This window comes from Euzebya tangerina (assembly GCF_003074135.1).
GTDB lineage: Bacteria > Actinomycetota > Nitriliruptoria > Euzebyales > Euzebyaceae > Euzebya > Euzebya tangerina.
Map to the genome: position 1 here is coordinate 295,189 of NZ_PPDK01000001.1, position 25,758 is coordinate 320,946.

The window sequence follows — 25,758 nt, forward strand, 5'->3', positions numbered from 1 at the left end:
CCCTGGGCACACGCCCGAAGCAAGGTCTGACTTCCTCACCAGCTCAGACCGCCTGTCCTATGGTGGGCCGGGTGTCTGATCCGTCCTTCCCCACCGTCACCGTGCGGAGTGGGCGCAACCGTCAGCTGTGGATCATCGTCGCACTGACCGCTGTGGTCGTCGCGCTCGCTGCAGCGGCCGCACTCCGGGTCGCCTTCTCACAACTGCCGCCTGGAACCACCGTGGCCGGCGTCGACGTTCGAACTCCGTCCGATGCGACCAACGTCGCTCGGGACATCAGCAATCAGCTGATCTCCCTCCCGGTGGAGTTGTCCACGACCGCTGGGTCGACCACCGTCCCTGCCGGCCAGCTCGGTGCACAGTTGGATGTCGAGGCGCTCTCGATGGCGGCGGAGGAGGGAACGGGGGCCGACGCGTGGACCGACCGCTTCACCGGCGGAGGGCGCCTTGAACTCCCGGTCGAGGTGACCGTGGCGGGCGGCAACTTGGATCCCATCGTGGCCGACGTGTCCTCCGACCCTGTGGACGGCGACGTCACCATCGCGGCCGGTCAGATCGAGACCACCGAGCCGGTGGTCGGCATCCGCGTGGAGCCGCAGCAGGTCACCACGGCGGTCACCCCCCGACTGGTCGAGTTGGCGGAGGTTCCAGCTGCGGAGTGGCCCCGCCCCCTGACCGTCCCGATCGAGGGCGAGGAGATCGAGCCCGCGGTCACGCAGGCCAGCGTCGACGCGGCCGTCGCGGAGCTGGAGCGGATCGCCGAGGCCGAGATCGAGTTGGTGACGTCCGTGGTGCCGGAGGATGCCCAGACCGTGGAGGGTGTGGGCGTGCCGACCCGCGAGGACGCCTCGATCGTGGTGACGGGACCACAGCTGCTCGAGCTGATGCAGACCCGGGTTGATCCTGACGCGATCCAGGTCCAGCGATTGCAGATCATCCCGAACGTCGAGAACCCACCGGCGGCGCTCGAGGAGTTCCTCGACGACGCCGACGTCGTGCCCGACATGACCGTGTCCGTCGAGAACCGGTCGCCCACACCTCCACGTGAGGGGCCGCAGGGGACCGGCCCGGGCGGACCAGCGGACCAGCCGCGCCTGGCTGACGTCACCGGGATCACCGGCGACCTGGTCGCCGAGGTCCGCCGCCCCGGTCTTGACGCCGACGTCGAGGCGACCATCACCGCCATCGTCGAGGCGGCAGTTGCAGGGGCCTCGAGCGCCGAGGTGCAGGGGCAGCCGATCACCGACGCCGACCCGGCTCTGCTCGGCATCACGACGCCGGTCAGCACCTACACCACGTTCTTCACGCCCGGTGAGGCACGGGTGACCAACATCACCAGGATCGCCCAGATCCTGGACGGCACGCTGGTGCCACCGGGCGGGAACCTGGAGATCAACCACGCGGTCGGGGAACGGACGGAGGCCGACGGGTTCGTTCCCTCCGGGGCCATCCTGGAGGGGGAGTTCATCACTGACGTGGGGGGCGGCGTCAGCCAGTTCGCGACCACGTTCTTCAACGCGATGTGGTTCGCCGGGCTCGACATCATCACCCACACGCCCCACTCCTTCTACTTCGAGCGGTACCCGGCCGGTCGTGAAGCCACGATCGACTTCCCCGGCGTCGACCTCGAGTTCAACAACAACACGCCGTACTGGGTGCTGGTGGACACGGCCACGACGGCCGACTCGGTGACGGTGACGTTCTGGTCGACGCCCTACTTCGAGGTGACCCAGTCGATCGGGCCCCGTGTGCCGGTCGAGGGTGGTGCGTTCCAGCTGGCCATCGAACGGCTGGCGGTCGCCCCCGAGATCCCCGACCCGCGTGATCCCGAGGAGATCATCCCGGCCATCAGCGACGACGACCGGTTCGTGCACGCCTACGGCAACCCGCCGTAGCTCATCTCGTGGGCCAGCGTCGCCTGCAGCGCCTGCCGCAGGTCGGTGCGAGGCGCCGCGCCGTAGGTCTCCTCGAACGCTGACCCGTCGACCTCCCAGGGCCGATCGAACTGGACCTGCACCGAGCGCGACTCGCGGATCATCGGGTCGAACAGGCCGCCGATCCGCATGGCCAGCGGTCCGACACGGCCGACCCGGACCGGCTTGGGCAGCAGGTCGTTGACGATGGCAAAGACCTCTCGTTGGGTCTTGGCAGGGGTCGTCGGAAGGATCCAGATGTCGCCATCACCCGCGTCGCTGTCGATCATCCTGACGAAGCAGGCAGCGGCGTCGGGCAGGTAGTGGAAGGCGTGGGGCTGATCGAGGTCGAACATCGCGCGCATGGTCTTGCCCTTGGCTGCGGGGTTGAGGGCCAGCATCGACAGACCCGAGTTGGACGCGCCAGGACCGAAGTAGTCGGTGAAGCGGCCGATGGTCACGCGGATGCGCCCGTCGCGATGGGCGGCCAGGAGTTGCTGCCCCATCTGAGCCCTGAGCTTGCCCTTGGTGTCGGTCGCGTGCTCTGGTGAGCGCTCGGTGATGACGCCCTGCGCGGGGGCGTAGGCGTAGAGGTTGTCGACGAAGACCAGCCGTGCCCCGGTGGCGGCTGTCGCCTCGATGACGCTATCGAGCATCGTCGGCCAGTCCGATGCCCACCGGGGGTACGGGGGCTGGGCCGACATGACGATCACCGCAGCGTCGGCACACGCCTCTTTGACACCCGCGGGATCCATCATGTCGGCGTCGTGGGTCTCGACCGCCGCCGGCAGATTCGAGGTCGTTGCACTTCGACTGACGGCGCGGACACGACGGCCGGGCGTGGTCATCAGTTCGTCGACGATCGCGCGACCGATGCCGCCGGTTGCGCCGAGGACCGTGATGAGGTCTCCGGTGGGCTGGTGGTTTGCGTGTGGCATGGCGGTGACTCCTCTGATCGATAGTGCGAACACTGTTCGCGTTGTTGGTTGGATCGTACGCGAACATTGTTCACAGTGCAAGCATCGTTTAGGATCGTCGTGTGCCGACCTCAGCAGATGTGCAACCAGAAGGCCGCCGAGCTCGCCTACGCCGTGAGGCGATCGAGCAGATCAAGACCGCCGCGCTGGACCAGGTGCGGACCAAGGGCGCCGCCGACGTCTCGCTACGAGCGATCGCCCGTGAGGCGGGGATGAGCCCCGCTGGTCTGTACCGCTACTTCGACGGTCGAGATGCACTGCTGACGGCCCTGATCGCCGACTCCTTCGACCGTCTGGCGGCGACCATCACGGCCGCCACGGACCGCAAGGAGACGCAGGACCACAGCGCTCGCCTGCTGGCTGCGATGCGGGCCTATCGCGAGTGGGGCGTCAGCCACCCGCACGAGTTCGGGCTGGTGTTCGGCAACCCGATCCCCGGCTACGCCGCGCCGCCCGACGGCGCCACCGTCGTCGCCATGAGCGGCGTGAGCGTCGCCCTGTTCACGCCCCTGTTGACGCTGTGGGCCGAGGGTCGGGTGGCCATCCCATCGTCCTTCGAGGACACCCGATGGGCTGAGCCGATCGCCGGACTGGCCGACGAGATCGCGGGGCTGATGGGCGGGATGGAGGTGCCTGCCAGGGTGGCCGGGATGATGCTCGCGGTCTGGGGGCGCCTGCACGGCATCGTGTCGCTGGAGGTGTTCGGGCAGCTCGACTGGGTGTACCCGGATGGGTCTGGACAGCTGTTCGAGGCCGAGATGGCCGCGCTGCTGTCCACGGTGCTCCGCTAACCAGGGACCCCTGGTGCGCAGCCTGGGCTCTACCCCCTCTGGTGACGGGACCGCCCGTCGGGCACGTTCAGGCCGACGCCGGTGTGACAGGAGATCCGGCGAGCCGCGTGATATCGCCGCAACGACACCGCGTTCATGGACCGCATCCACGCCTACCTCGCCGGGAGGGACGTCCTCAAGCTCAACCCCTCGTTCTTCACCCACCCTTTCGGGTTCGTGAGCGACTTCCTCGCCGAGTGCTGGACCCACCTGCGGCGGAGTACCGTCAGCAGCATGCGAACGCTGTGAGAGGCCACCCGTCCGATCAGCACCGCCGACCGCGAGATCGGCAGGGCGCAGAACCGGTCGACGATCCCGTCGTGCAGGTCCTCGACCAGCGCCACCGACGTCGAGGTGGTCCCGAGCACCAGCGACTGGACCAGCACCCCGGTCTCCCCGAAGCGCTTGCGAAGGCCCCGCGTCCGGATCATCGGCTGGTCGCGGCGCCCCGTCACGGCCCACCCCGTCACGACCGGCTCCCCTGAGCGTCGGGTGCCGGTGCCTGTTCGCCGCGGCGGCGGCGTCCTCGCCACCAGACGACGGGGGCGCCGAGCACCGGCAGCAGGACCAGCACGAACACGGCGGGGCCGAGAACATCCCCCAGGTCGGTGAACCGGGCGAGCACGATCATGACTCCTGTCGCCAGGATCATCGGGAGCAGGCTGCGAAGCCGCGGCCGGCCTGCGTCCACCTCAGCGACCCCCGGCGAGCGTGACGGGCAGGGACTCGAGGCCCCGCACGAGGAAGCTGGAGCGCCAGCGCAGCTGCTCGGGCGGCACCGCCAGTCGGATCTCCGGCGCGCGGCGGAGCAGCGTCTGCAGGCCGATGGCGCCCTCCATGCGCGCCAGCGGCGCACCCACGCAGTAGTGAATGCCCTTGCCGAACGCCAGGTGCGGGTTGGGAGAACGCCGCAGATCCAGGGTGTCGGGGTCGGTGAAGTGCGCCGGGTCGCGGTTGGCGGAGGCGATCACCCCGAGCACCAGCTCTCCGCGAGGGATGGTGACGTCGTGGAGGGTCACGTCCCCGAGGGCGTAGCGCTCGGTGGCGGTCTCGACCGGGGCGACGAAGCGCAGCAGCTCCTCGACCGCCGTCGTGCCGACCGACGGGTCGTCCCGGAGCAGGGCCAGCTGCTCGGGGTGCTGCAGCAGTGCCAGCGTCCCGCTGCCCAGCAGGTTCACGGTCGTCTCGTGGCCGGCGCTGAGCAGCAGGAAGATCATGGCCACGACCTCGTCCTCGCTCAGGCGGTCCCCGTCCTGATGCGCGACGGCCAGCGCGCTGACCAGGTCATCCTTCGGCGAGCGAGTTCGCTCCTTGACCAGGCGGCGCATGAACCGGAGCATGCGCAGCAGCGTCGGGACGACCCGGAGGGCACTGCTGCCGCCATCCCCGGCCGTCACGAACGTCTGCCACCAACGGTGGAAGCGGGTGGCGTCGGACTCCGGGACGCCGAGCATGCGTCCGATGACGATCAGCGGCAGCGGGGTGGCGTAGTCGGCGATCAGGTCGATGGTGTCCTTGCGCAGGGCGGCGTCGAGGAGCTGATCGGCCAGCACCTGGACGTCCTCGCGCAGCTCCTCGATCATCCGGGGGGTGAACGCGGAGCTGACCAGCCGCCGCAGGCGCGTGTGGTCGGGCGGGTCGACGGAGAGCAGGCCGGTCTGGAGCGGCTTGAACGGCCCGCCCGGGATCTTGGGTGCCCGCCGATACTGCGCCCGGGTCATCGCGTCGGCCGGGTTCTTGGCGAACCGGTCGTCTCGCAGCAGTGCGGTGACGTCGTCGTAGCGAGTGAGGATCCAGGCGGATCCCATCCGCTTGCCGGCGTTGACCTGCGCGACCGGCGCGGTCTGCCGCAGCTGGGCGTAGAAGGGAAAGGGGTCGGCCTTGAAGGTCGAGGCGGTGATGTCCACGCCGCTCGGGTCGATCCTCGGCAGGTCCTGGGTCACGTCGCACTCCTCCGGAAGCGTCTGGCCTAGCGATCGCTAGGTCGGCAATGTTGGCTACCCTAGCGAGTGCTAGGTAGGCTGTCCACCGATGAGTTCACGACCGACGCCGAAGCCGGCCGACATGCGCCAGCGGATCCTCCAGACCGCCGGGCGCCTATTCGCCGAGCGCGGGTACGACGCGACGTCGGTGCGTCAGATCGCCGCCGAGCTCGGCATCGCCAACCCGTCGCTGTACCACCACTTCCCCTCCAAGGGCGACCTGCTGGCCGAGCTGCTGCGCGGGCCGCTTGACCGCGTCACCAGCGCGCTGGCCGAGGCGGAGGACCTGACCGGCGAGGCGCGGACGCGACGCATCGTGGAGGGCATGGTCCAGGCCGTCCTCCTGCACGGCGGGGTCGCCGCCACGGCGCTGCAGAGCCCGGCCGGGACCAGCGAGGACGTCCGTCGCGCCCTGGCCGACGCCGGCCGTCCGGACGTGACGAGCGTCCTGGCGAGCACCATCACCACAGACCGTCAGGAGCTGCGGATCAGCATGGCCATGGGTGCCGTCGAGGGGGCGATCCGAGGCCTGGCCGAGGCGTCCGGGGAGGCCGACCCGACCGACCTCCAGCACGACATCGTCGAGCTCGTCATGCGCCTGCTGGTCGACCCGTGAGGTTCGCACGCCCCTCTGGTCTGTTGCGGTCAGACCACGCCGGAGCCTCCAAATCCTGGAGGAAAAACCCTCCAACAGTTGGTAGGATCTGTCGATGGATGTATCGCCGTTCCCGTTTCATGGGCCGCTGCGACCCGAACTCGTCAGGGGTCGCGACGACCTACTCGGCCGGCTCGTTGAGCAAGTCTCGTCCCGACGGCCGACGGTCTTGGTCGCACCTCGTCGGTTCGGCAAGACCAGTCTCCTTCGCCGCCTCGATGCTGAGCTGGCCGAAACCGTCACCACGATCTTCGTGGACCTCTACCAACTTCGGTCGTGGGCAGACCTGGCGGCACGACTGGACGACGGATTGTCGAAGGTCACTACCGAGCACCGCGCGATCCTCGAGCAGATCGCCGCTGGGTTCGAGATCAACCTTGGCTTCGTGAAGGCCTCCCTCACCGGACGGAAGCGCGACGACGGAGACCTCACGGCGGACAGGCTGCTGGACGTGGTCATCACGATGGCACAGCGAACGCCCACGTTGCTGATCCTCGACGAGTTCTCCTCGATCGTTCGGGTGGACGGTGCCGCAGGGCTGCTGCGAACCAAACTGCAGCAGCACTTCGACGAGGTCGGACTGATCTTCGCGGGGTCCGAACCCTCAACCATGCGAATGCTCTTCAGCGACACCGACCAGCCGTTCTACGCCCAAGCTGATCTGCTGAACCTCGGCGGGCTGGACAGGCACGTCGTCCAAGAGGTGGTCAGCAACGGCTTTGCCGGCCGCCCACCACGAGGACTGGCGGCAAAGATACTGCAGGTCGCTGGTGGTCACCCGCAACGAACCATGCAGCTAGCCGATGCGGCGTGGCGGCTGCGCAACGACATCGATGACGACGACGAGCTTTGGGAACTGGCACTTGGGGACGTCCGGGACGCCACCGCAGACGGATTCGAGCTTCGATTCGCAGAGCTGTCCTCCGCCGACCAGGCCGTCCTTCGCCTGGTCGCGTCGGACTCGCCACTCTTCGGGAACACTGCTGCCCTGCTGGGGCTGTCCGCCTCCTCAGCAGATCGGGCACGCAAGTCGCTGGTCGGCAGCGGCCAACTGGACACCGACGAGGACGGCCTGTCGGTCGTGGACCCGTTCTTCGGCGACTGGATACGCACTCGGTTCTCCCTCTGAGCTCTGGGAGGTCAGTGCACGGCTCACCCTGATCGAGCCGGGTCGTGGAGAAGCTGGTCCAGCACCTGCTCCTCGAAGACCGCCTGGCCGTGCCGGCGCATCGCCTGACCCAGCGCCGAGGACCAGGAGGGAGCGGGCCACTGCTCGTGGGCCAGACCAACCGTCGACCGCTCAACGGCAGCCTCGTACTCCGCCGCGGCCGCGGGGCAGCATGCCGTCGAACAGCCGGGCACCGTCGGCGCCGAACCACTCGAGGATCCCGTGGATCTCGGCAGTCAGTTGGGTGACTGCACCAGCCCGTGGGTCCTCACCGGTCAACGTGGGGGCGAGGTTGGCACCCTCAACGGCCAGTTCAGCCAGTCGGTCGACGCCGACGTCCACGATTCGTGTGCAGGCGCGTCGGATCGCCCCGGCCGGCCGATCGGCATCGAGCACGAACTGCTGCAGGTAGCTGAGGATCGCCTGCTTGGCCGCGTACACCTCGTCGTCCCCGGCGTCCACGCCGGTCAGGAACCGGTTGACGTCCTGCATGAAGGTGCGCAGGTTCTCCACCAGCGTCAGGTGGGTCCGGACCGCCTCGCTCAGCCGGGAATGCACGATCCCGACGTCGGGCGGAGTGGCCCGTGTCGCATCGACGGTCTGGGACAGTGCGGCAGCCAGGTCGTCCATGACGGCCGGCTGGAGTGCGGCGTATCGCGTCCTGGCCGCGACCGCGCCGTGCAGCGTTGCGATTGCGGCCTGCCCGTCGCGGGTCAGCTGCCACTGACGCGTCCGTCGGCGAAACTCGGCCGGATCTCGGTACCGAGCGGTCTCGTCGCGGGACTCTGTCAGCAGTCCCCAGCCCGTGGTCAGCTGATCCAGTGTCGCGTCTAGGGCTGCGTCATCGGCGAGTTCCGGCGCGTCAACCCTGGCCAGTTCGGCGTTCAGGGCCGGCTCGAAGGCGTTGGCGTCGAAGCAGGCGAGGACGGCCAGGTATCGGCGTCTGTTCTCGCCGGAGTTGAACGACCACAGGTCTCTCGGCAGGTCCGACCAACCGATGTCGGCCAGTCGATCCCTTTCCCGGTCCATGAGCGGAATAGGTTACTGTCAGCAGCGGCCGTGCTGCCTACGGCGAGATCAGGTCCGTCACGTCCGGCTGGGCCGTGGCGAGCCCTCGATCAAGGGTCAGCACCCGGCCGTCGTTCGCTCGCGCCAGGGCTGCGAGGTAGGCATCGGTGATCTCGCGGTGGCCTTGGATTCCCTTGGCAGGCACTACGTCGAAACCAAGCAGGTCGGGCCAGAACTCGTGATCGGGATGGGCGCAGATCTGCGACAAGACCTGCCACGACTCCGCTGCAGAATGGTCCATCCGGACCAAGTAGCGCAGCAGTGCCCCTTGCGTCATCGGACAGGTCGCGAAGGGGTGGCCCACACCGACGTGCGTGGCCACGAGGTCGTGATGGACGTGCTGCGACTCGGTGGCCGCGATCAGGACGTTGGCGTCGAGGAGGCTCACCACTCCTCGTCGAGCTCCCGTACGTCCTCGGAGGTGACGGGACGCCCGGCATCCACGACCGGCCACCCGCGCCCATCCGTTCGTATGCCCCTCGCCTCCCCTGTTGCGGTCAGGCCGCGCCGCAGGAGCATGGCCACCGCTTCGCTCAGCGTGATGCCCGAGTCCCTCGCGATCGCCTTGGCGCGACCGTGCAGATCCTCCGGCAGATCGATCGTGGTCCGCATACCTGCACCATAACATCATGATGCGCTCGCATCGCGATGCGGCGGACGGACTGCGACAGGGTCCGCGACCGAACCTGAACCCTGGGCGACGATCCCGACGGGTGGACCCCGGGCGGGACGGGCACGTCACAACCATCCCGTCCCACCCGATCCGAACGGCTGACCATGTCGAGCACCGCACAGACCTCCAGCGATCCGTCACCCCGGGAGCGGCTCAGAGCCCTCTCCCCACTCCACCGCGCCAAGCTCCTGTTCATGGTCGCCGGGTTCGTCTCGCTGGTCCTCAGCGTGTCGCTGTGGGCGACCGGCAACGAGACCGAGGCCATCTTCGTCGGGCTGTGGGTGCCGAGCGTCCACTCCCTCGGCACGCTCGTCCTGACCGGAGAGCGGTTCGATCGCGATGAGTAGCACCGTGCTCCTCGGCGCCGGCACCATCGTCTTCCTGCTGACCGTCTGGGCCACGCTGGCCGTCGGCTACTCGATCTTCGGCAGCCTGTACGACGACGACAAGGCCAAGGAGATCAAGCGTCGTCGTGAGCAGGACGCCGCGACGAAGGACCGGGGTGAGGCGCCCCCGTCCCGCGCGCCAGAAGACGTCGCTCACGACCGACCTGAGGACCTCGTCTAACGTCCGGGCGCCGCAACCACATCACGTCCGCTGACTCAGGGCCACAGCCGGCGGGCGCGCTGGGCCAGGTCACGCCGGGCCGCGGCCAGATCCAAGCCGCGGAGCATCCCGTCCTGCACGACCGGCTGACCGCCCACGAACACCAGCCGGGCCCTCCGGTCGGGGCCGAACACCAGCGCCTCGACCGGGTCGGGGATGTCGGCCAGGTCCTCCCCCGGCCACACCACCAGGTCGGCCCGCGCACCCGGGACCAGCCGTCCGACGTCCGGCCGACCGAGACAGTTCGCCCCGCCGACGGTCGCCATGTCCAGAGCGTCGGCCGCGGCCAGCGCCGCGGGGTCCTGCGTGCCCTGCCGGGCCGACCACAGCGCCTGGCGCATCTCGGTCATGAGCGTCCCCTGCTCGTTGCTTGCCACCCCGTCCACGCCGAGCCCCACCGGAACCCCGGCAGCCCGGAGGTCGCGGGTCCGGCAGAACCCGGCCGCCAGTCGGGCGTTGGAGGAGGGGCAGTGGGCCACGCCGGCCCCGGCCTGCGCGAGCCGGGCGATCTCGGCGTCGTCGAAGTGGACGCCGTGGGCGTACCAGACATCAGAGGCGACCCAGTCCCACTCCTCCAGCACCGCCAGCGGTCGTTGGCCGAAGCGGGCCAGGCAGTCCGCCTCCTCCTCCCGGGTCTCGGCCAGGTGGGTGTGCAGCTTCAGGCCGTGGCGGCGGGCGAGCGCCGCCGACTCGCGCATGAGCGTCTCGCTGACGCTGAACGGGCTGCAAGGAGCGACGGTCACCACAACCATCTCGCCGTCGTGCCAGCGGTCGATCACCCGCTCGGTGGAGACCAGGATCGACTCGGTGTCCTCCACGACGTGGTCGGGAGGCAGCCCCCCGTCGGACTCGCCGAGGTCCATCGAGCCGCGGGCCAGGTGGAGCCGGATCCCCACCTCAGCCGCCGCCGTGGCGATGGCGTCGAACACGCTGTCGTCTCCCCGCGGCACCAGGTAGTGGTGATCCGCGGCAGTGGTGCAGCCGGACAGGGCCAGCTCAGCCAGACCCACGCGGGCCGCGGCCAGCACGTCCTCGACGTCGAGCTGCGCCCACACCGGATACAGAGTGACCAGCCAGTCGAACAGGTTGCACCCGGTGGCCCGCCCGCGGGTCATCCACTGGTAGAGGTGATGGTGGGTGTTGACCAGCCCCGCGGTGATGATGTCGCCGTCGACGTCGATGACGGTGTCGCCGCCGCGACGCTCGACCTGCCCGGCCGCGGACCCGACCTGCGCGATCAGGCCGTCTGCGATGGCGATCTCGGCGACGGCGCCCGGTGTGTCCGCGGTCGTATCGCTCGCGCGTCCGCCGACCAGGACGGTCCGGCCCTCAGCCATCAGCCGTGGCACCGAGCGCGATGTCGGGCGCCCGGACCGGGACCCGTGGCAGCTCCAGGCCCGTGGCCGCACGGATGGCCGCCACGACGGCGGGGGTCGAGCTGATCGTCGGCGGCTCCCCGACGCCCTTCGCGCCGAAGGGGGCGCCGGGCTCGGGCTGCTCGATCCAGGTCTGGACGACGTCGGGCATGTCGAGGAACGTCGGGATGAGGTAGTCGGTGAAGGAGGGGTTGCGGACCAGGCCGTCGGAGACCAGCACCTCCTCCATGATCGCCAGGCCCACGCCCTGGGCGATGCCGCCCTCGATCTGCCCGGTGACCGCGAGGGGGTTCAGCGCGCGGCCGATGTCCTGCCCGGTCGCGATCTGCACGACCTTGACCAGCCCGAGATCGGGGTCGACGTCGACCACGGCCCGGTGGGCGGCGAAGGCGAAGCTGACGTGGGCGTTGCCCTGACCGTTGGAGTCCAGGGGGTCGGTCGGCGGGTGGTGGTGCTCGCGCAACGCCTCGACCGGCGCACCGGCCAGCAGGTCCGCCAGCGCCACCCGAGCCTCGCCGTCGACCTGCACGACCTCGCCGCCCTCCAGGTCCAGCAGCGCCCGGCGGGCCCCGGACACCTCCACGTCCAGCGCCGCGCCGGCGCGCTCGAGCAGCTCCTCCTTCACGGCCTGGCAGGCCAGCTGGACCGCGCCACCGCTCATCCAGGTCTGCCGCGAGGCGCTGGAGGAGCCGGCTGACCCGATCGAGGTGTCCGTCGGGCCGAGGTGCACCTGCTCGATCCCGAGCTCGCTCCGCACGATCTGCAGGGCGAGGGTGTGGAAGCCCTGCCCCACCTCGGCCGCCGCGCAGCGCACGGTCGCGACGACCTCCCCGGCGGCATCCAGCTCGACCCGGACCGCAGCCGTGGAGTAGTCGTCGAAGCCCTCGGAGAACATCAGGTTCTTGAAGCCCACGGCCATGCCGACGCCCCGCTCGACGTCCAGACTCATCGCCGTCAGGCCGGTGCCGCCGGGCAGGAGCTCCTCGGGGTCACCGGTGGCCCGGTCGGGCGGCAGGGGGTGGGCCATGGCCGCCTCGATGACCTCCCGGACCGGCGCGGTGCCGGCGATGACCTGGCCGGTGAGCAACCGGTCGCCGGTCGACAGGGCATTGCGCAGCCGCAGGTCGACCGGGTCCATGCCGAGGGCGTGCGCCAGCTTGTCCATCTGCGCCTCGTGGGCGAAGCAGGTCTGCACCGCCCCGAAGCCGCGCATCGCCCCGCACGGCGGGTTGTTGGTCCGCACGACGTAACCGTCGATGGCGGCGTGGGGGATCTTGTACGGACCGGCCGCGAAGCAGGTGGCGTTGGCGATGACCGCGGTGGAGGAGCTGGCGTAGGCCCCGCCGTCCAGCAGCACCCGCGCCTCGACCTTCACCAGCTCGCCGGTCGAGGTGGCGTGGTGGCGGTACCACATGCGGGCGGGGTGGCGGTGGACGTGGCCGTAGAAGCTCTCCTCGCGGGAGTACATCATCTTCACCGGCCGACCGGTCAGCATCGCCAGCAGGCAGACGTGGATCTGCAGGCTGACGTCCTCCCGGCCGCCGAACGCACCGCCGACGCCGGCCAGGTGGAGCCGGACCTGGTCCTTGTCGAGGCCGAGGCAGTCCGCGACCTGGTCCCGGTCGACGTGCAGCCACTGGGTGGAGATGTGCAGGTCGATCCCGCCCTGCCCGTCGGGGATGGCAAGGCCCGACTCGGGGCCGAGGAACGCCTGGTCCTGCATCCCGACCTCGTAGGTGCCCTCGACGACGACGTCGCCGGTCACCTCGTCCGGCTCGCCGTGCCGCAGCGTGATGTGGCGGAAGACGTTGCCGTCGGGGTGGATCGGCTCGGCGGTGATGGCGGCCTCGCTGTCGGCCAGCGGCTCGAGCGGCTCGTAGGTCACCTCGATCGCCTCGACGGCGCGCAGGGCGAGCTCGGGGTGGCTGGCGGCGACAGCCGCGATGGCCTCGCCGTCGTAGCGGACGACGTCGCGGGCGAACACCGGCTGGTCGCGGTGCTCCATCCCGAAGGTCCCCTGGCCCATCACGTCCTCGGCCAGGATGACCGCCTCGACACCGGCCATCGCCGTGGCCGCGGAGGTGTCGATCGAGACGATCCGGGCGGCCGCGTGGGGGCTGCGCAGCGTCCGGCCGAACAGCATCCCGTCGAGGTGGAGGTCGGAGGAGAAGGCGAACTCGCCGCTCACCTTCGCCACGCCATCGGGCCGGTCGGCGTCCTGGCCGAGCCCGCCGTCGACGTCGGTGGCGACGGTGCTGGTCCGCACGTCGCTCATCGGCCGGTCCCCCCGATGCTGGATCCTCCCTGGGAGGTCGCCGTCCCGCCCGCGTTGAGCCGGTCGTCGCGGACGGTCCGGACGGCCTGGAGGATCCGGCCGTAGCCGGTGCAGCGGCAGAGGTTGCCGGACAGCGCCTCGCGGATGGTGAGGTCGTCGGCCTCGGGGTCGCGGTCCAGCAGGTCGTGCGTGGCCAGGATCAGCCCGGGCGTGCAGAAGCCGCACTGGACCGCGCCGGCGGAGAGAAACGCTTGCTGCACATCGCTGGTGCCGTCCAGCGCCTCGATGGTGATGAGCTCGGCACCCACGGCGTCGGCGGCCATGACGCAGCAGGACACCACGGGCTGGCCGTCCATGATGACTGTGCAGGACCCGCACTCGCCCTGGTCGCACGCGTTCTTGGTGCCGGCGAAGCTCAGGCGGTCGCGGAGGACGTGCAGCAGGCTCTCGCCGATCCAGGACGAGTCGACGTGCACGTCCTCGCCGTTGACAGTCAGCGCGTAGGGCTGGGCGGCCTCCGGCGCGTCGGGAGGGGTTGAGTCGCTCACGTGAACAGGCACCTCGTCAGGGTTCGGGTGGCCAGGACACCGACGGCGTGGCGGCGGTACTCGGCGGTGCTGCGGTGGTCGGTGATCGGCGCGGCGGCCCGGGCGACGGCCTGCCCGAAGGAGTCGACGTCGTCGGCGGTGCAGGACAACGCGTCCCAGTCGATGGCCTGGCTGATCGCATCCTCGGCGGCGGTCGGCCGGATCGGCGTGGGACCGACCGAGCCGAGGGCCGCCCTGACCCGCCGGCCCGCGGTGTCGAGGACGAGGGCGAGGCTCGCCACGGAGATCGCCATGGCGCTGCGGGGCCCGATCTTGGCGACGTGCTGCGGTCCCTGGATGTCGGGGACGTGGACGCGGGTCACGATCTCGCCAGCGGCGATGGCGGTCTGCTTGACACCAACCAGGAACTCAGCCAGCGGCAGCCGGCGGGTGCCCTCTGGGCCGGCCAGCTCCACCTCGGCGTCCATCGCGATCAGCCACGGCAGGGCGTCCCCGGCAGGGCTCGCGGTGCCGATGTTGCCGCCGATCGTGCCGGCGTTGCGGATCTGCGGGGACCCGACGGTCCGGGAGGCCATCGCCAGGCCCGGGGCGTCGGCGGCCAGGTCGGTCTCGACCTGCCGATAGGTCGTCAGAGCGCCGAGGTCGATGCCGTCGTCGGTGCTGTCGACCCCCTGCAGCTCGGCCACGCGCCGGAGAGCGACGATGCGGCGAGGCCGCCGCTGGCCGTGGTTGACCTCGACCATCAGGTCGGTGCCGCCCGCCAGGAGGTGGGCGTCGGGCATGTCCTGGAGGGCGTCCAGGGCCTGGTCCAGGGTGGTGGGGCGGGCGATGGTCACAGCAGCAGACGGTCCCGGTCGTCGGATCGTGGCGGGCGGGGTCAGCCTCCCATGATCTCATCAGATCGTGTCGGACGTGTGACATCGGGCCAGGGCCTGCTGCCGCGCATCGCCGTGCATGCCCACCCCCGGGCTCGCGAGATCATCACGGGCGGGTCAGCTGAGCGTGGCGGGCACGTGACCGCGGTCGACGGGCAACTCGTCGACGACGGCCGTCACCTCGATCGCGACCAGCTCGGCCGAGCCGTCGTGAACCGAGAGGAACGCGGTGTCGGAGGCATCGCGGCCGGTGGCGATGCGCAGCATCGAGCCGCGCGGCGCCAGCCCGGTCGCGTCCACCACGCGCCACGAGCCGTCCACCCACGCCTCGGCGACCGCGTGGAAGTCCATCGGGGAGAGCCCCGGCGCGTACACCGCAGCCAGCCGGGCCGGGATGTCGCGAGCCCGCAGCATCGAGATGACGACGTGGGCGTAGTCACGACACACCCCCTCGCCCAGCAGGAGGCTGTCGACGGCGTCGTCGGTCGGACCGCTTGACCCGCTGCTGTAGGTCAGTCGCCGCTGGACCCAGTCGGCGACCGCGTTCACCGCGTCCCCGGGTTCGGTGATGTGACCGAACTCCGCGGCCTCCAGCGCCAGGAACCGGTCAGAGGGGCAGTACCGGCTGGGACGGCGGTACAGCAGCGGGTCGTGCTCGCTGCCCGGTGCGGTCAGCAGGCGGCCCTCCAACTGGGCGGTGTAGTCGACGATCAGCATGCCGGGCTCCGCATCGAGGAGGTGCATGCGGCCGTCGTGGGGGGCGGCGATCTCGCGGAGGAAGACGGGCTGGCCGTCGACCGACGCCAGCAACTGCTGCTGCCCCACGTGCGTCGCGATGGCGATCTGGAACGCGAGCAGCGCCTGTCGGGTGATGTCGACTTCGAGGTGGACCTGAACGCTGCGGTGCATGGCCGTCCGTGGCTTGGGAACCGGGAGCCTACTGGTGCCGTGGCTCCGCCGTCGGTTGCCGGTGTCGTCGGGGACCTGTCTTGACCGCGGCATCGGCCGGTGCAACGGTGCACGGTCATGCCGACCGCGCCTGTCGATCCATCCGAGTGGGCCCTGACCAGCACGCGCGTCCTGCTCGACGGTGCGCTCGGGCCAGCCACCATCGTCGTCCGCGACGGGGTCATCGCTCGGATCGACCGGAACGGCAACGGAACGGTGGACACCGACGGCGTCTCGAAGGTGGCTGGCGTCGACGTGGCCGACCGGGTTGTGCTCCCCGGTCTGGTCGACAGCCACGTCCACGTCAACGAGCCCGGCCGGACCCACTGGGAGGGCTTCGAGACGGCCACGCGCGCCGCGGCGGCCGGCGGGGTCACGACCATGGTCGACATGCCGCTGAACTGCCTGCCCCCGACGACGGACGTCCCAGCCCTGCAGGCCAAACGCCAGGTCGCTGGACCGAAGGCCCACGTCGACGTGGCCTTCTGGGGCGGGGCGGTCCCCGGCAACGACGACCAGTTGGCCGCCCTGCTGGACGCCGGCGTCCGCGGGTTCAAGACGTTCCTCTGCGACAGCGGCGTCCCCGAGTACGGCTGCGTGCACCCGAGCGACGTGACGCCCCTGCTCCGGCGGGTGGCCGAGCTCGACACCACCCTGATCGTCCACGCGGAGGACCCCGACGTCTGCGACGCCGCCGCGACCGCACAGCAAGGCGCCGACCATCGCCGCTACACCACCTGGCTGGACAGCCGGCCGCCGCAGGCCGAGATGGCCGCCGTCACGGCTCTGGTCGAGGCATGCCGGACGACCGGCGCGCGGGTCCACGTGCTGCACCTCTCCGCCGCCGACGCCGGCGAGGTACTGGCCGACGCGAAGGCCGAGGGGCTTCCGATCACGGTCGAGACCTGCCCCCACTACCTCACACTCAACGCCGAGGACGTGCCCGACGGGGCCACGCAGTTCAAGTGCGCCCCGCCGATCCGGGACGCCGCCAACGCCGACCGCCTGTGGTCCCTGCTCGGCGACGGGGTGATCGATGCGGTCGTGAGCGACCACTCGCCCTGCCCGCCCGGGGACAAGCAGCCCGAGACAGGTGACTTCGTGGCCGCCTGGGGCGGGATCGCCTCGCTCCAGCTGGGCCTGCCGCTGATCTGGACGGCGGCACGCGATCGAGGCCATGCCATCACCGAGGTGTGCGGTTGGATGTCCGCGGGACCTGCCCGGATCGCGGGGCTGGCCACGAAGGGCTCGATCGACGTCGGCTCCGACGCTGATCTCGTGGTGTTCGACCCGGACGGCCGGTGGATGGTCGACGGCGCCGCACTGGAGCACCGCCACCCCGTGACCCCCCATCACGGCCGTGAGGTGGTCGGACGGGTGGACAGCGTGTTCCTGGCCGGGCGGCAGATCGTCGCTGGAGGTCGCCCGGTCGGTGCACCCGCGGGTCGGCTGCTGTGACGGTGGCCGCGGACGCTCACGGCCGCAGGCGATCTCCCGACGGAACACGAATCGGCCGGCTCGCGATGCGAGGATGGACGTCACCCAACCGACACATCGAAGGAGTAGACCGTGGTCGATGACGAACCCGACCTCGATGACGGTCACCAGGACCAGGGGACCAACCCCGAGGGCGACGTGATCGCGCCGGCTGGTGCGGTCACCGGTCTGGTGGACCTGGCCGCCAAGCGGCTGGGTGGGATGATCCTGTCGGCCAGCGACGAGTTCTTCGGGGCCAAGGAGAACCTGCTGGAGCCGCTGCCTCCGACCTACGACGTGACCGCCTACGCAGACCGGGGGAAGGTCATGGACGGCTGGGAGACACGACGCCGACGCGGACCCGGACAGGACTGGGTGGTGATCCGTCTGGGCGTGACCGGTGTCGTCGAGGCCGTCGTGGTCGACACGTCCTTCTTCCGCGGCAACTTCCCGCAGGCCTTCGAGCTCTGGGGCACCGTCAGCCCTGACGGCCCGCCCACCGGCACCAGCGAGTGGACGCACCTGCTCTCTCACACCACCCTGCGAGGAGATCAGGTGCAGCGCTTCGAGATCGATCACCCGCAGCGCGTCACGCACGTCAAGTTCGTCATCCATCCCGATGGCGGCGTGGCCCGTCTGCGGGTGCTCGGTCGGCCACTGGTCGACGTCCGGGACGTCGCGGACCCCGGTGGCCGCCTGGACCTGGCGGCGCTGGTCAACGGCGGCCGCGCGGTGGCCTGCTCCGACGCGTTCTTCTCACCACCCTCCAACCTCATCATGGTCGGCGATGCACAGGACATGAGCGACGGCTGGGAGACAAAGCGGCGGCGCGGCCCCGGCCACGACTGGGCCATCATCGAACTGGCGACGACTGCGATCCTGGAACGCATCGAGATCGACACCACCCACTTCAAGGGGAACTACCCGGACACCTGCAGCGTGCTCGTGCTCGATGCCCCCGGCGTCCCGGTCGAGAAGTTGCCCGAGGAGGGCTGGAGCGTGCTGGCCGCCGAGCGGCCCATGCAGCCCCACCACCGGCACGTGCTGGACGTCACCGAGGGGATCCCGGCCACACACCTGAAGCTGCTGGTCGTCCCCGATGGCGGCATCGCCCGCCTGCGGGCCTTCGGGCAGGTCACCGAGGAGGGGTGGCGGCGGGCGACGGTGCGGCTGCTGGACACCGGCACGACGTCCTGGGCCAGGCATGCACTGCTGGCCTGCTGCGGCTCGAGCGCCTGGGCCGAGCAGATGGTCGATGCGCGCCCCTTCGGCGAGCCCGAGGACCTGCTGCGCGCCGCCGAGGAGATCTGGTGGCGGCTGGGGCCGGACGACCACCTCGAGGCCTTCGAAGCGCACCCGCGGATCGGCGAGCGGTCGGCGTCTCGCTGGTCCTCGCGCGAGCAGTCGCAGGCGCAGTCGGGCGAGCAGACGACCAAGGACCGGATCGCAGCAGGCAACCTCGCCTACGAGGAGCGCTTCGGACACATCTTCCTCATCCGTGCCGCCGGCAGGTCGGCAGAGGAGATACTGGCCGCCCTGGAGGAACGGCTGGACAACGACGCCGAGACCGAACGGCGGATCGCCGCGGAGCAGCAGGCCCAGATCACCGCGCTCCGGCTGGATGCGCTGCTGCGGGAAGGAACGACCGGATGAGCCTGTCGACCCACGTCCTGGACACCGCCACGGGCCGGCCGGCATCGGGCATCGTCGTGCGGGCCGAGTTCGCCGCGGATCCGACCGCCGCCGACAGTTGGAGCGAGACCGGTACGGGCACCACCGACGCCGACGGCCGCATCGGCGACCTGCTGAGCGGTGACCTGCGTCCCGGAACCCACAGGGTGACGTTCGCCACCGGACCATACTTCGCGGATCGGGGCGTGGAGGCCTTCTGGGGCGACGTGACCATCACCTTCCACGTCACCGATCCGGCCGATCACTACCACGTGCCCTTGCTGCTCAGCCCCTATGGCTACAGCACCTACCGCGGATCCTGACCACGACCCGACGATCGCGAGACATGCCTCCATGAGCCACACCCTGGGCCCCAACCGCTACGGCAAGTCGGGCATCCGCCTGGCTGTCGTCGATCGGGCGCACACCGCACACGAGTTCACCGACCTCGACGTCCAGGTGCGACTGCACGGTGACTTCGACGCCGCACACACCGCCGGGGACAACGCGGCCGTCCTGCCCACGGACACGATGCGGGGGACCTGCCATGCGCTGGCCAGAGACGGGGTGCCCTCCGTACCCGCCTACGGGATCCGCCTGGTCGAGCGCTTCCTCGAGGCCTCACCGGCCGTCGCCACGGCCGTGGTCGAGCTCACGGTGTTCCCCTGGGAGCGGGTGGTGGTGGAGGGGCAGCCGCACACCCACACCTTCCGTCCGGCGGCCGGGGGCCGGCCGACCTGGCGCGTGAGCCTGACCCGCGGCGGCGCGCCCGAGGTCAGCGGTGGTGTCAGCGGTGCACGGGTGGCCAAGACCACCGGCTCGGCGTTCAGCGGCTTCCTCCGGGACGAGTACACCACCCTTGGTGAGACCCGCGACCGGATCATGGCCACCACGATCGACGCCTGGTGGGGCCTGACCGACGGGTTGGTGGAGGCGGACGGCGGCGCTGACCGGCTCGGGACGGCCGTGCCGGCGACGATGCTGGCGGCGTTCGCCCGACACGACGACAGCGAGTCGGTGCAGCACACCATGCACGTGATGGGCTCGGCGGTGCTGGACGCGCACCCGGAGGTCACGTGGGTGCGGTTCCTCCTGCCGAACGAGCATCACATCCTCTCCGACCTCTCCCCCTACGACCTCGACAACCCGGGCATCGTGTACCTGGTGGCCGACCGCCCGTTCGGCGTCATCGAGGGCGTGGTGGCGCGGGACGGCGTGGACGTTCCGGCGCCGTGGTGACCGGCGGGACCGGACCGGTGATCCCATGAGCGAGACCGTCGGACGACTGCCTGTCGACGTGGTCCAGCACCTGCTCGACGGCGTGGCCGATGCGGACCGGACGTACAGGGGTGCGTGGCCCGGCCGACCGGATCGTCGCCAGCCGGTGCAGGTCCTCTACCTGCCCGCTCATACCGTCGAGGCTGGCACCCCCAGGTCGGCCGGCCGGCACGCGCTGGACTTGCTCGACCGGCACGACGGGGCTGGCTTCGCGGCGGCACTGGGCCTGGATCACCTGAGCGCGGCGGAGTTGGATCGGGTCGTCCAGCGGGTCCGGACCAAGCTCGAGCATGAGCCGGTCGAGGACCTGCGCGTCGACTTCGAGGACGGCTACGTCGGCCACGGGCCGGGGTCGGAGGACGCCGACAGCGTCTCCGCAGCCGTTGCGGTCGCGCGGATGATGGCCGACGGCAGCTGTCCGCCCTTCGTCGGTCTGCGGGTCAAGAGCTTCACCGACGGGCTGGCCGCCCGGAGCGTGGCGACGCTCGATCGGTTCGTCTCCACTCTGCTCGACGAGGCAGGGAGGCTGCCGGACGGCTTCGTGGTGACATTCCCCAAGATCATCTCCGTCGACCACGTGCACGCCTTCGTGGAGGTGCTGGCCGCGCTCGAACAGGCCAACGGCCTGCCGACGGGGACCCTCGGCTTCGAGGCCCAGATCGAGACGACCGCATCGGTCCTCGGGCCCGATGGCCGGGTGGCGCTGCGGGACATCCGCGCCGCCGGGGAGGGCCGACTGCGGGCGGTGCACTTCGGGGTGTTCGACTACACCGCCGCCCTGGGATTGCCGAGCACCGAGCAACGCCTGGACCACCCGGCGTGCGACTTCGCCCGGCACCTGATGCAGGTCACCTTCGCCGGGACGGAGGTGCGGCTCTCCGACGGCTCGACCAACGTCCGGCCGGCCGACGACACGACGGCCTCGGTCCACGCCGCGTGGCAGGTCCACGCCGCTCACGTCCGTCACTCCCTCGCCCACGGGTTCTGGCAGGGCTGGGACCTCCACCCCTCTCACCTGGTCAGCCGCTACACCACCGTGTTCGCCCACCTGCTGGACGGCATCGCTGCGGTCGAGGCCCGGGTGCGGGCCTGGGAGGAGGGCACGGCAGCCGGCGCGGTCATGGACGAGCCCGCCACGCTGGTGGTCCTCCGGCGCCGGCTCGACCTGGCCCGCTCGACGGGCGCCCTTCCGAGTTGAGGATGTGGGCTGGTCGGCGGCCGGGGCTGACCATCCCGACTCTCGGTCGCGGCTGTAACACCGCCGTCACCGCCACCTCGCTATGGTCATCCCGCGAACGAAGCGCGAAGCGACCTGAAGGAGACGACGTGCGCCTGACCCCGCACGAGCAGGAGCGGTTGATGGTCCACGTCGCGGCCACCGTGGCCCGAGAACGCCAGGCCCGCGGCGTCAAGCTCAACCACCCCGAGGCGGTGGCCCTGCTGACCAGCTTCGTCATGGAGGGTGCACGGGACGGGCGAACCGTCGCCGATCTGATGGACGCCGGCCGTCACGTCCTGACCACGGCCGACGTGATGGACGGGGTCGCTGACCTGGTCGGAGAGGTGCAGGTCGAAGCCACCTTCCCCGACGGCACCAAACTGGTGACGCTGCACGACCCGATACGCCCGGCCGACGGCGCGCCGGAGGAGGGTGATGCCCCCGGCGCTGTCCTCACCCCCGAGCAGATGATCGTGCTGAACCTCGGACGGGGCAGCGTTCAGATCACCGTCACCAACACCGGCGACCGACCGATCCAGGTGGGCTCGCACTACCACTTCGCCGAGGCCAACCCGGGCCTGCAGTTCGACCGCGACGAAGCGTACGGCCACCGCCTGGACATCCCCGCCGGCACCGCGATCCGCTTCGAACCAGGCGTGAACCGCACCGTCGACCTGGTCCCCCTGGCCGGCACCCGCACCGTGTGGGGCCTGCGGGGCGAGGTCGCCGGACCGCTCGACGACGGCCCCACGACCGAACCGGAGCCCACCGATGGCTGAGATCAGCCGTGCCCGCTACGCGGCCCTGTTCGGTCCGACGACCGGTGACCGGATCCGACTGGCCGACACCGACCTGTGGGTCACCGTCACCGAGGACCGCTCCGGCGGCGCAGGTGGCGGCACCGAACCCTCCAGCCTGGCCGGTGACGAGGTCGTCTTCGGCGGCGGCAAGGTCATCCGCGAATCGATGGGCCAGTCGGTCGCCACCCGAGCGGAGGGCACCGCCGACACCATCATCACGGGCGCCGTCGTCGTCGACCACTGGGGCATCGTCAAGGCCGACGTCGGCATCCGCGACGGCCTGATCGTCGGCCTCGGCAAGGCCGGCAATCCCGACACCATGGACGGCGTCGACCCGGCGCTGGTCATCGGACCCTCGACGGAGGTCATCGCCGGCAACGGGAGGATCCTGACCGCCGGCGCGATCGACAGCCACGTCCACCTGATCGCCCCGCAACTGCTGGCCACCGCGATCGGCTCGGGCATCACCACGATCATCGGCGGAGGGACCGGCCCGGCGGAGGGCACGAAGGCCACGACGGTCACACCCGGCGCGTGGCACCTGGCCTCGATGTTGCAGGCGCTGGACGACGTACCGCTCAACATCTCGCTGCTCGGCAAGGGCAACACGACGTCCCGCCAGGCCCTGGTCGAGCAGGCCAAGGGTGGCGCCTCGGGCTTCAAGATGCACGAGGACTGGGGTACCACCCCGGCGATCATCGACGCCTGCCTCTCGGCCTGCGACGAGTTGGGGGTCCAGGCGGCCATCCACACCGACACGCTGAACGAAGCGGGATACGTCGACTCGACCCTGGCGGCCATCAAGGGTCGCTCGATCCACGCCTACCACACCGAGGGCGCGGGTGGCGGGCACGCCCCGGACATCATCACCGTCGCGGGGGCACCCAACGTCCTGCCGTCGTCGACCAACCCGACGCGGCCGCACGCGGTCAACACCGTCGACGAGCACCTCGACATGCTGATGGTCTGTCACCACCTGAACCCGACGGTCCCGGAAGACCTGGCCTTCGCCGAGAGCCGCATCCGCCCCTCGACCATCGCTGCGGAGGATGTCCTGCACGACATCGGCGCCATCGCGATGATCGGCTCGGACTCCCAGGCGATGGGTCGGATCGGTGAGGTGATCATGCGGACCTGGCAGACCGCACACGTGATGAAACGCCGTCGAGGGGCCCTGCCCGGGGACGATGTGACCAGCGACAACGCGCGGGTCCGCCGCTACATCGCGAAGTACACGATCGCCCCCGCCGTAGCTCACGGCCTGGACGAGCAGGTCGGCTCGGTCGAGGTCGGCAAGCTGGCCGACCTGGTGCTCTGGGACCCCGGCTTCTTCGGGGTCAAGCCCGACCTGGTCATCAAGGGCGGCGCGATCGCCTGGGCGCAGGTCGGGGACATGAACGCCTCGATCCCGACGCCGCAGCCGATCCTGCCGCGGCCGATGTTCGGTGCGGCACCAGCGGTTGCGCAGGCAACGTCGGTGTCCTGGGTCGCGCCGGCAGCCATCGAGGACGGCCTACCCGAGCGGCTGGAGCTCGGGCGTCGCCTGGTGCCCGTCCGTGACTGTCGCTCGGTCGGTAAGGCAGACATGCCGGAGAACACCGCCACGCCCGACATCACCGTCGACGCCGATACCTTCGCCGTGACCGTCGACGGCCAGCTCATGGAGGCCGATCCGGCGACCGAGCTGCCGCTGGCCCAGCGGTACTTCCTGTTCTGATGATCTGCCTGCCCCGGACCCGCCGGCGCCGATGGTCCGCCTTCCCGTGAGCGACGCCGCCGGCCGCACGGATGCATCGGCTGCCCTGCTGCTGCTGGCCGATGCCCGGCTGCCGACGGGGTCGCACGCACACTCCTTCGGGCTGGAGGCGGCCGTGGGTCACGGCCTGGTCGGCGATCTGGATGACCTGGTCTCCTGGGTCGAGGGGTGTGTGCACACCACGTGGTTCGCCGATGCGACCGCGACCGCCCTGGCCGCTCGCCTCGCGCTGCTGCCGACCGGCGACGATGATCCGGCGCCCACCTGGCAACTCCTGGACGAGGAGGTGACGGCTCGGATCGGCAGCACGCACGGCCGGACCGTCAGCCGCGCCCTGGGACGGCAGCTGCTGCGGACCGGTCGGGGGATCTGGACCCACCCGGCCATCGGCCATGCCGACGCCGTCCACCACGACGGGCCGACAGCACCCCTCGCCCTGGGTGCCGTGACCGCGGCGGCCGGTACCGACCCCCGGGAAGCTGCGCTGCTCAGCCTGCACCACGCCGTGCAGTCCGCCGGGACCGCGGCGATCCGTCTGCTGGGCCTGGATCCCTACGCCGTCGCCCGCCTCTCAGCGGTCCTCGGGCCCACGCTGACCGACCTGGCCACGACGGCGGCCGCCAGCACCCCCACCAGGCCCACCGCCGCGGTCAGGTTCCCCACGACCGCGGGGCCCGCCACCACGACCAGCACCGTGGATGCTCCAGCCACCACTGCGCCCGAGGCGCTCTGCCGGTTCCGCGACCTGGCCCGCTGTCTCCCCGCTGCCGGCGCGCCCATGGTCGACCTCCTACTCACCCACCATCAGCACGCGGAGGGTCGGCTGTTCGCCAGCTGAGCTGCGCCCGAGACCACGAGGACCACCAGTGCACACCGATCCGAGAACCATCGTCCAGGGCGGCCTGGCCTCACCGGCAGCGCCGGACACGACCCGCCGGACGCTGCGAGTCGGCGTCGGCGGTCCGGTCGGCACCGGCAAGACGGCCCTGGTCGCCGAGCTCTGCCGCCGGCTGGGCGGCACCGTGGACCTGGCGGTGGTGACCAACGACATCTTCACCACCGAGGACGCGGATGCGCTGAAGCGAGCCGGCGTGCTGGACCCCGCCCGGATCCGGGCGGTCGAGACGGGGTGCTGCCCGCACACCGCTATCCGGGACGACATCGCGGCCAACCTGGATGCGATCGAGCAGCTGGAGGCGACGTACCCGGATCTGGAACTGGTCCTGGTCGAGTCCGGCGGCGACAACCTCACGGCGATCTTCTCCCAGGCGCTGGTCGACGTGCAGATCTTCGTGCTGGACGTGGCCGGGGGAGACAAGGTCCCGCGCAAGGGTGGTCCGGGTGTGACCACCGCTGATCTGCTGGTCGTCAACAAGACCGACCTGGCGCCACTGGTCGGGGCGAGCCTCGACGTCATGGACCGGGACGCACGGGCGCGTCGGGGCGAGCGGCCGACCGTGATGACCTCGCTGGTCGCCGAGGACGGCGCCCGGCCCGTCATCGAGTGGTTGGAGGGATGTCTGGCCGACCGTGCCGATGTGGTCCGATCCGGCCCGGAGTGAGGCCCACCACCGTGAGCCCGACCAGCGTGAATCCGACCAGCGTGAGTGCGACCCCCGTGGGTCGGGTCCCCTCGCAACCCTCGGAGCAGGCCCGCGCCGCCC

Annotated in this window: 27 protein-coding genes; 16 read left to right on the forward strand and 11 right to left on the reverse strand. The window is 70.6% G+C overall.

Annotation, left to right across the window (positions count from 1 at the left end; genetic code table 11):
- Positions 1–71: 71 nt before the first annotated feature.
- A complete protein-coding gene (locus C1746_RS01385; RefSeq protein WP_162867261.1) occupies positions 72–1,895 on the forward strand; it encodes a VanW family protein in 1,824 nt (607 codons plus the stop codon).
- On the opposite strand, the gene C1746_RS01390 is transcribed toward C1746_RS01385, so the two are convergent.
- A complete protein-coding gene (locus C1746_RS01390) occupies positions 1,877–2,851 on the reverse strand; it encodes an NAD-dependent epimerase/dehydratase family protein (protein ID WP_116712920.1) in 975 nt (324 codons plus the stop codon). The genes C1746_RS01385 and C1746_RS01390 overlap by 19 nt on opposite strands.
- Positions 2,852–2,952: 101 nt before the next feature.
- Between C1746_RS01390 and C1746_RS01395 the strand changes: the two genes are divergently transcribed.
- Together C1746_RS01395 and C1746_RS23095 are read left to right on the forward strand one after the other, a co-directional pair.
- Positions 2,953–3,681: a TetR/AcrR family transcriptional regulator gene (locus tag C1746_RS01395; RefSeq protein ID WP_116712921.1), complete on the forward strand. Its 729-nt coding sequence runs from the start codon at positions 2,953–2,955 to the stop codon at positions 3,679–3,681.
- Between the two features lie 135 nt (positions 3,682–3,816).
- Complete coding sequence (locus C1746_RS23095; RefSeq protein WP_116712922.1) at positions 3,817–3,969, forward strand: BREX system Lon protease-like protein BrxL; 153 nt, start codon at positions 3,817–3,819, stop codon at positions 3,967–3,969.
- Between the two features lie 217 nt (positions 3,970–4,186).
- Here the strand turns inward: C1746_RS23095 and C1746_RS01405 are convergent, their stop codons facing one another.
- Positions 4,187–4,372 carry a hypothetical protein gene (locus C1746_RS01405; protein ID WP_162867262.1) on the reverse strand — a complete coding sequence of 62 codons (186 nt, stop codon included), beginning with the start codon at positions 4,370–4,372 and terminating at the stop codon, positions 4,187–4,189.
- 40 nt (positions 4,373–4,412) lie between these two features.
- On the reverse strand, positions 4,413–5,663 hold the full coding sequence (locus C1746_RS01410) for a cytochrome P450 family protein (RefSeq protein ID WP_116712924.1): 1,251 nt from the start codon (positions 5,661–5,663) through the stop codon (positions 4,413–4,415).
- A gap of 88 nt (positions 5,664–5,751) precedes the next feature.
- Between C1746_RS01410 and C1746_RS01415 the strand changes: the two genes are divergently transcribed.
- Both C1746_RS01415 and C1746_RS01420 read left to right on the forward strand, forming a co-directional pair.
- Positions 5,752–6,318, forward strand: coding sequence for a TetR/AcrR family transcriptional regulator (locus C1746_RS01415; RefSeq protein ID WP_116712925.1), 567 nt, complete (start codon positions 5,752–5,754; stop codon positions 6,316–6,318).
- Positions 6,319–6,412: 94 nt separating this feature from the next.
- The gene (locus C1746_RS01420; RefSeq protein ID WP_331334021.1) at positions 6,413–7,486 is read left to right on the forward strand and encodes an AAA family ATPase; all 1,074 of its coding nucleotides are present in this window, start codon (positions 6,413–6,415) and stop codon (positions 7,484–7,486) included.
- A 171-nt stretch (positions 7,487–7,657) separates the two neighbouring features.
- Here C1746_RS01420 and C1746_RS01425 read toward each other — a convergent pair whose 3' ends face one another.
- Genes C1746_RS01425 through C1746_RS01435 form a run of 3 tightly spaced genes read right to left on the reverse strand, consistent with a single transcriptional unit; the run spans position 7,658 to position 9,205 of the window.
- Positions 7,658–8,554: a DUF2397 family protein gene (locus C1746_RS01425; RefSeq protein WP_116712927.1), complete on the reverse strand. Its 897-nt coding sequence runs from the start codon at positions 8,552–8,554 to the stop codon at positions 7,658–7,660.
- Positions 8,555–8,591: 37 nt separating this feature from the next.
- The gene (locus C1746_RS01430) at positions 8,592–8,981 is read right to left on the reverse strand and encodes a TA system VapC family ribonuclease toxin (protein ID WP_276309945.1); all 390 of its coding nucleotides are present in this window, start codon (positions 8,979–8,981) and stop codon (positions 8,592–8,594) included.
- Positions 8,978–9,205, reverse strand: a complete 228-nt coding sequence (locus C1746_RS01435) for an antitoxin (protein WP_116712929.1) — start codon at positions 9,203–9,205, stop codon at positions 8,978–8,980. The genes C1746_RS01430 and C1746_RS01435 overlap by 4 nt, the downstream gene beginning before the upstream one ends.
- Before the next feature lie 165 nt (positions 9,206–9,370).
- On the opposite strand from C1746_RS01435, the gene C1746_RS01440 reads away from it, so the two are divergent.
- Together C1746_RS01440 and C1746_RS01445 are read left to right on the forward strand one after the other, a co-directional pair.
- Positions 9,371–9,613, forward strand: a complete 243-nt coding sequence (locus tag C1746_RS01440) for a hypothetical protein (protein WP_116712930.1) — start codon at positions 9,371–9,373, stop codon at positions 9,611–9,613.
- Positions 9,606–9,833, forward strand: a complete 228-nt coding sequence (locus C1746_RS01445; RefSeq protein ID WP_116712931.1) for a hypothetical protein — start codon at positions 9,606–9,608, stop codon at positions 9,831–9,833. The genes C1746_RS01440 and C1746_RS01445 overlap by 8 nt, the downstream gene beginning before the upstream one ends.
- 35 nt (positions 9,834–9,868) lie before the next feature.
- Here the strand turns inward: C1746_RS01445 and C1746_RS01450 are convergent, their stop codons facing one another.
- The 5 genes from C1746_RS01450 to C1746_RS01470 form a co-directional block, all read right to left on the reverse strand.
- Positions 9,869–11,209 (reverse strand): 8-oxoguanine deaminase, encoded by a 1,341-nt coding sequence (locus C1746_RS01450; RefSeq protein ID WP_162867263.1) that lies wholly within the window; start codon positions 11,207–11,209, stop codon positions 9,869–9,871.
- Positions 11,202–13,523, reverse strand: a complete 2,322-nt coding sequence (gene pucD, locus C1746_RS01455; RefSeq protein WP_116712933.1) for a xanthine dehydrogenase subunit D — start codon at positions 13,521–13,523, stop codon at positions 11,202–11,204. Before pucD ends, C1746_RS01450 begins: the two co-directional genes overlap by 8 nt.
- Entirely contained in the window at positions 13,520–14,071 is a 552-nt protein-coding gene (locus tag C1746_RS01460) for a (2Fe-2S)-binding protein (RefSeq protein WP_116712934.1), read from the reverse strand. The genes pucD and C1746_RS01460 overlap by 4 nt, the downstream gene beginning before the upstream one ends.
- The gene (locus C1746_RS01465) at positions 14,068–14,907 is read right to left on the reverse strand and encodes an FAD binding domain-containing protein (RefSeq protein ID WP_116712935.1); all 840 of its coding nucleotides are present in this window, start codon (positions 14,905–14,907) and stop codon (positions 14,068–14,070) included. Before C1746_RS01465 ends, C1746_RS01460 begins: the two co-directional genes overlap by 4 nt.
- A 156-nt stretch (positions 14,908–15,063) precedes the next feature.
- Complete coding sequence (locus tag C1746_RS01470; RefSeq protein WP_116712936.1) at positions 15,064–15,855, reverse strand: transglutaminase-like domain-containing protein; 792 nt, start codon at positions 15,853–15,855, stop codon at positions 15,064–15,066.
- A gap of 117 nt (positions 15,856–15,972) precedes the next feature.
- Between C1746_RS01470 and allB the strand changes: the two genes are divergently transcribed.
- The 9 genes from allB (at position 15,973) to ureG (ending at position 25,656) form a co-directional block, all read left to right on the forward strand.
- Complete coding sequence (allB, locus tag C1746_RS01475; RefSeq protein ID WP_116712937.1) at positions 15,973–17,352, forward strand: allantoinase AllB; 1,380 nt, start codon at positions 15,973–15,975, stop codon at positions 17,350–17,352.
- Between the two features lie 111 nt (positions 17,353–17,463).
- On the forward strand, positions 17,464–19,023 hold the full coding sequence (gene alc / locus C1746_RS01480) for an allantoicase (protein WP_116712938.1): 1,560 nt from the start codon (positions 17,464–17,466) through the stop codon (positions 19,021–19,023).
- The gene (gene uraH / locus C1746_RS01485) at positions 19,020–19,364 is read left to right on the forward strand and encodes a hydroxyisourate hydrolase (RefSeq protein WP_205711635.1); all 345 of its coding nucleotides are present in this window, start codon (positions 19,020–19,022) and stop codon (positions 19,362–19,364) included. The genes alc and uraH overlap by 4 nt, the downstream gene beginning before the upstream one ends.
- Before the next feature lie 31 nt (positions 19,365–19,395).
- Complete coding sequence (pucL, locus tag C1746_RS01490; protein WP_162867264.1) at positions 19,396–20,280, forward strand: factor-independent urate hydroxylase; 885 nt, start codon at positions 19,396–19,398, stop codon at positions 20,278–20,280.
- A gap of 25 nt (positions 20,281–20,305) precedes the next feature.
- Positions 20,306–21,517 (forward strand): DUF6986 family protein, encoded by a 1,212-nt coding sequence (locus C1746_RS01495; RefSeq protein ID WP_116712940.1) that lies wholly within the window; start codon positions 20,306–20,308, stop codon positions 21,515–21,517.
- A 128-nt stretch (positions 21,518–21,645) separates the two neighbouring features.
- Positions 21,646–22,317 carry an urease subunit gamma gene (locus tag C1746_RS01500; protein ID WP_116712941.1) on the forward strand — a complete coding sequence of 224 codons (672 nt, stop codon included), beginning with the start codon at positions 21,646–21,648 and terminating at the stop codon, positions 22,315–22,317.
- Positions 22,310–24,055, forward strand: a complete 1,746-nt coding sequence (locus C1746_RS01505) for an urease subunit alpha (protein ID WP_116712942.1) — start codon at positions 22,310–22,312, stop codon at positions 24,053–24,055. The genes C1746_RS01500 and C1746_RS01505 overlap by 8 nt, the downstream gene beginning before the upstream one ends.
- Positions 24,056–24,101: 46 nt before the next feature.
- Entirely contained in the window at positions 24,102–24,932 is an 831-nt protein-coding gene (locus C1746_RS22665) for an urease accessory protein UreF (RefSeq protein WP_162867265.1), read from the forward strand.
- A 28-nt stretch (positions 24,933–24,960) separates the two neighbouring features.
- On the forward strand, positions 24,961–25,656 hold the full coding sequence (gene ureG / locus C1746_RS01515; protein ID WP_240598823.1) for an urease accessory protein UreG: 696 nt from the start codon (positions 24,961–24,963) through the stop codon (positions 25,654–25,656).
- The last annotated feature ends 102 nt before the right edge of the window (positions 25,657–25,758 follow it).

What these genes read in the sequence shown, in the direction of transcription:
- C1746_RS01390 (WP_116712920.1), bottom strand. Translation starts at nt 2,851, where the DNA reads ATGCCACACGCAAACCACCAGCCCACCGGAGACCTCATCACGGTCCTC.
- C1746_RS23095 (WP_116712922.1), top strand. Translation starts at nt 3,817, where the DNA reads ATGGACCGCATCCACGCCTACCTCGCCGGGAGGGACGTCCTCAAGCTC.
- C1746_RS01405 (WP_162867262.1), bottom strand. Translation starts at nt 4,372, where the DNA reads ATGATCCTGGCGACAGGAGTCATGATCGTGCTCGCCCGGTTCACCGAC.
- C1746_RS01415 (WP_116712925.1), top strand. Translation starts at nt 5,752, where the DNA reads ATGAGTTCACGACCGACGCCGAAGCCGGCCGACATGCGCCAGCGGATC.
- C1746_RS01420 (WP_331334021.1), top strand. Translation starts at nt 6,413, where the DNA reads ATGGATGTATCGCCGTTCCCGTTTCATGGGCCGCTGCGACCCGAACTC.
- C1746_RS01425 (WP_116712927.1), bottom strand. Translation starts at nt 8,554, where the DNA reads ATGGACCGGGAAAGGGATCGACTGGCCGACATCGGTTGGTCGGACCTG.
- C1746_RS01435 (WP_116712929.1), bottom strand. Translation starts at nt 9,205, where the DNA reads ATGCGGACCACGATCGATCTGCCGGAGGATCTGCACGGTCGCGCCAAG.
- C1746_RS01440 (WP_116712930.1), top strand. Translation starts at nt 9,371, where the DNA reads ATGTCGAGCACCGCACAGACCTCCAGCGATCCGTCACCCCGGGAGCGG.
- C1746_RS01445 (WP_116712931.1), top strand. Translation starts at nt 9,606, where the DNA reads ATGAGTAGCACCGTGCTCCTCGGCGCCGGCACCATCGTCTTCCTGCTG.
- C1746_RS01450 (WP_162867263.1), bottom strand. Translation starts at nt 11,209, where the DNA reads ATGGCTGAGGGCCGGACCGTCCTGGTCGGCGGACGCGCGAGCGATACG.
- pucD (WP_116712933.1), bottom strand. Translation starts at nt 13,523, where the DNA reads ATGAGCGACGTGCGGACCAGCACCGTCGCCACCGACGTCGACGGCGGG.
- C1746_RS01470 (WP_116712936.1), bottom strand. Translation starts at nt 15,855, where the DNA reads ATGCACCGCAGCGTTCAGGTCCACCTCGAAGTCGACATCACCCGACAG.
- allB (WP_116712937.1), top strand. Translation starts at nt 15,973, where the DNA reads ATGCCGACCGCGCCTGTCGATCCATCCGAGTGGGCCCTGACCAGCACG.
- uraH (WP_205711635.1), top strand. Translation starts at nt 19,020, where the DNA reads ATGAGCCTGTCGACCCACGTCCTGGACACCGCCACGGGCCGGCCGGCA.
- pucL (WP_162867264.1), top strand. Translation starts at nt 19,396, where the DNA reads ATGAGCCACACCCTGGGCCCCAACCGCTACGGCAAGTCGGGCATCCGC.
- C1746_RS01495 (WP_116712940.1), top strand. Translation starts at nt 20,306, where the DNA reads ATGAGCGAGACCGTCGGACGACTGCCTGTCGACGTGGTCCAGCACCTG.
- C1746_RS01505 (WP_116712942.1), top strand. Translation starts at nt 22,310, where the DNA reads ATGGCTGAGATCAGCCGTGCCCGCTACGCGGCCCTGTTCGGTCCGACG.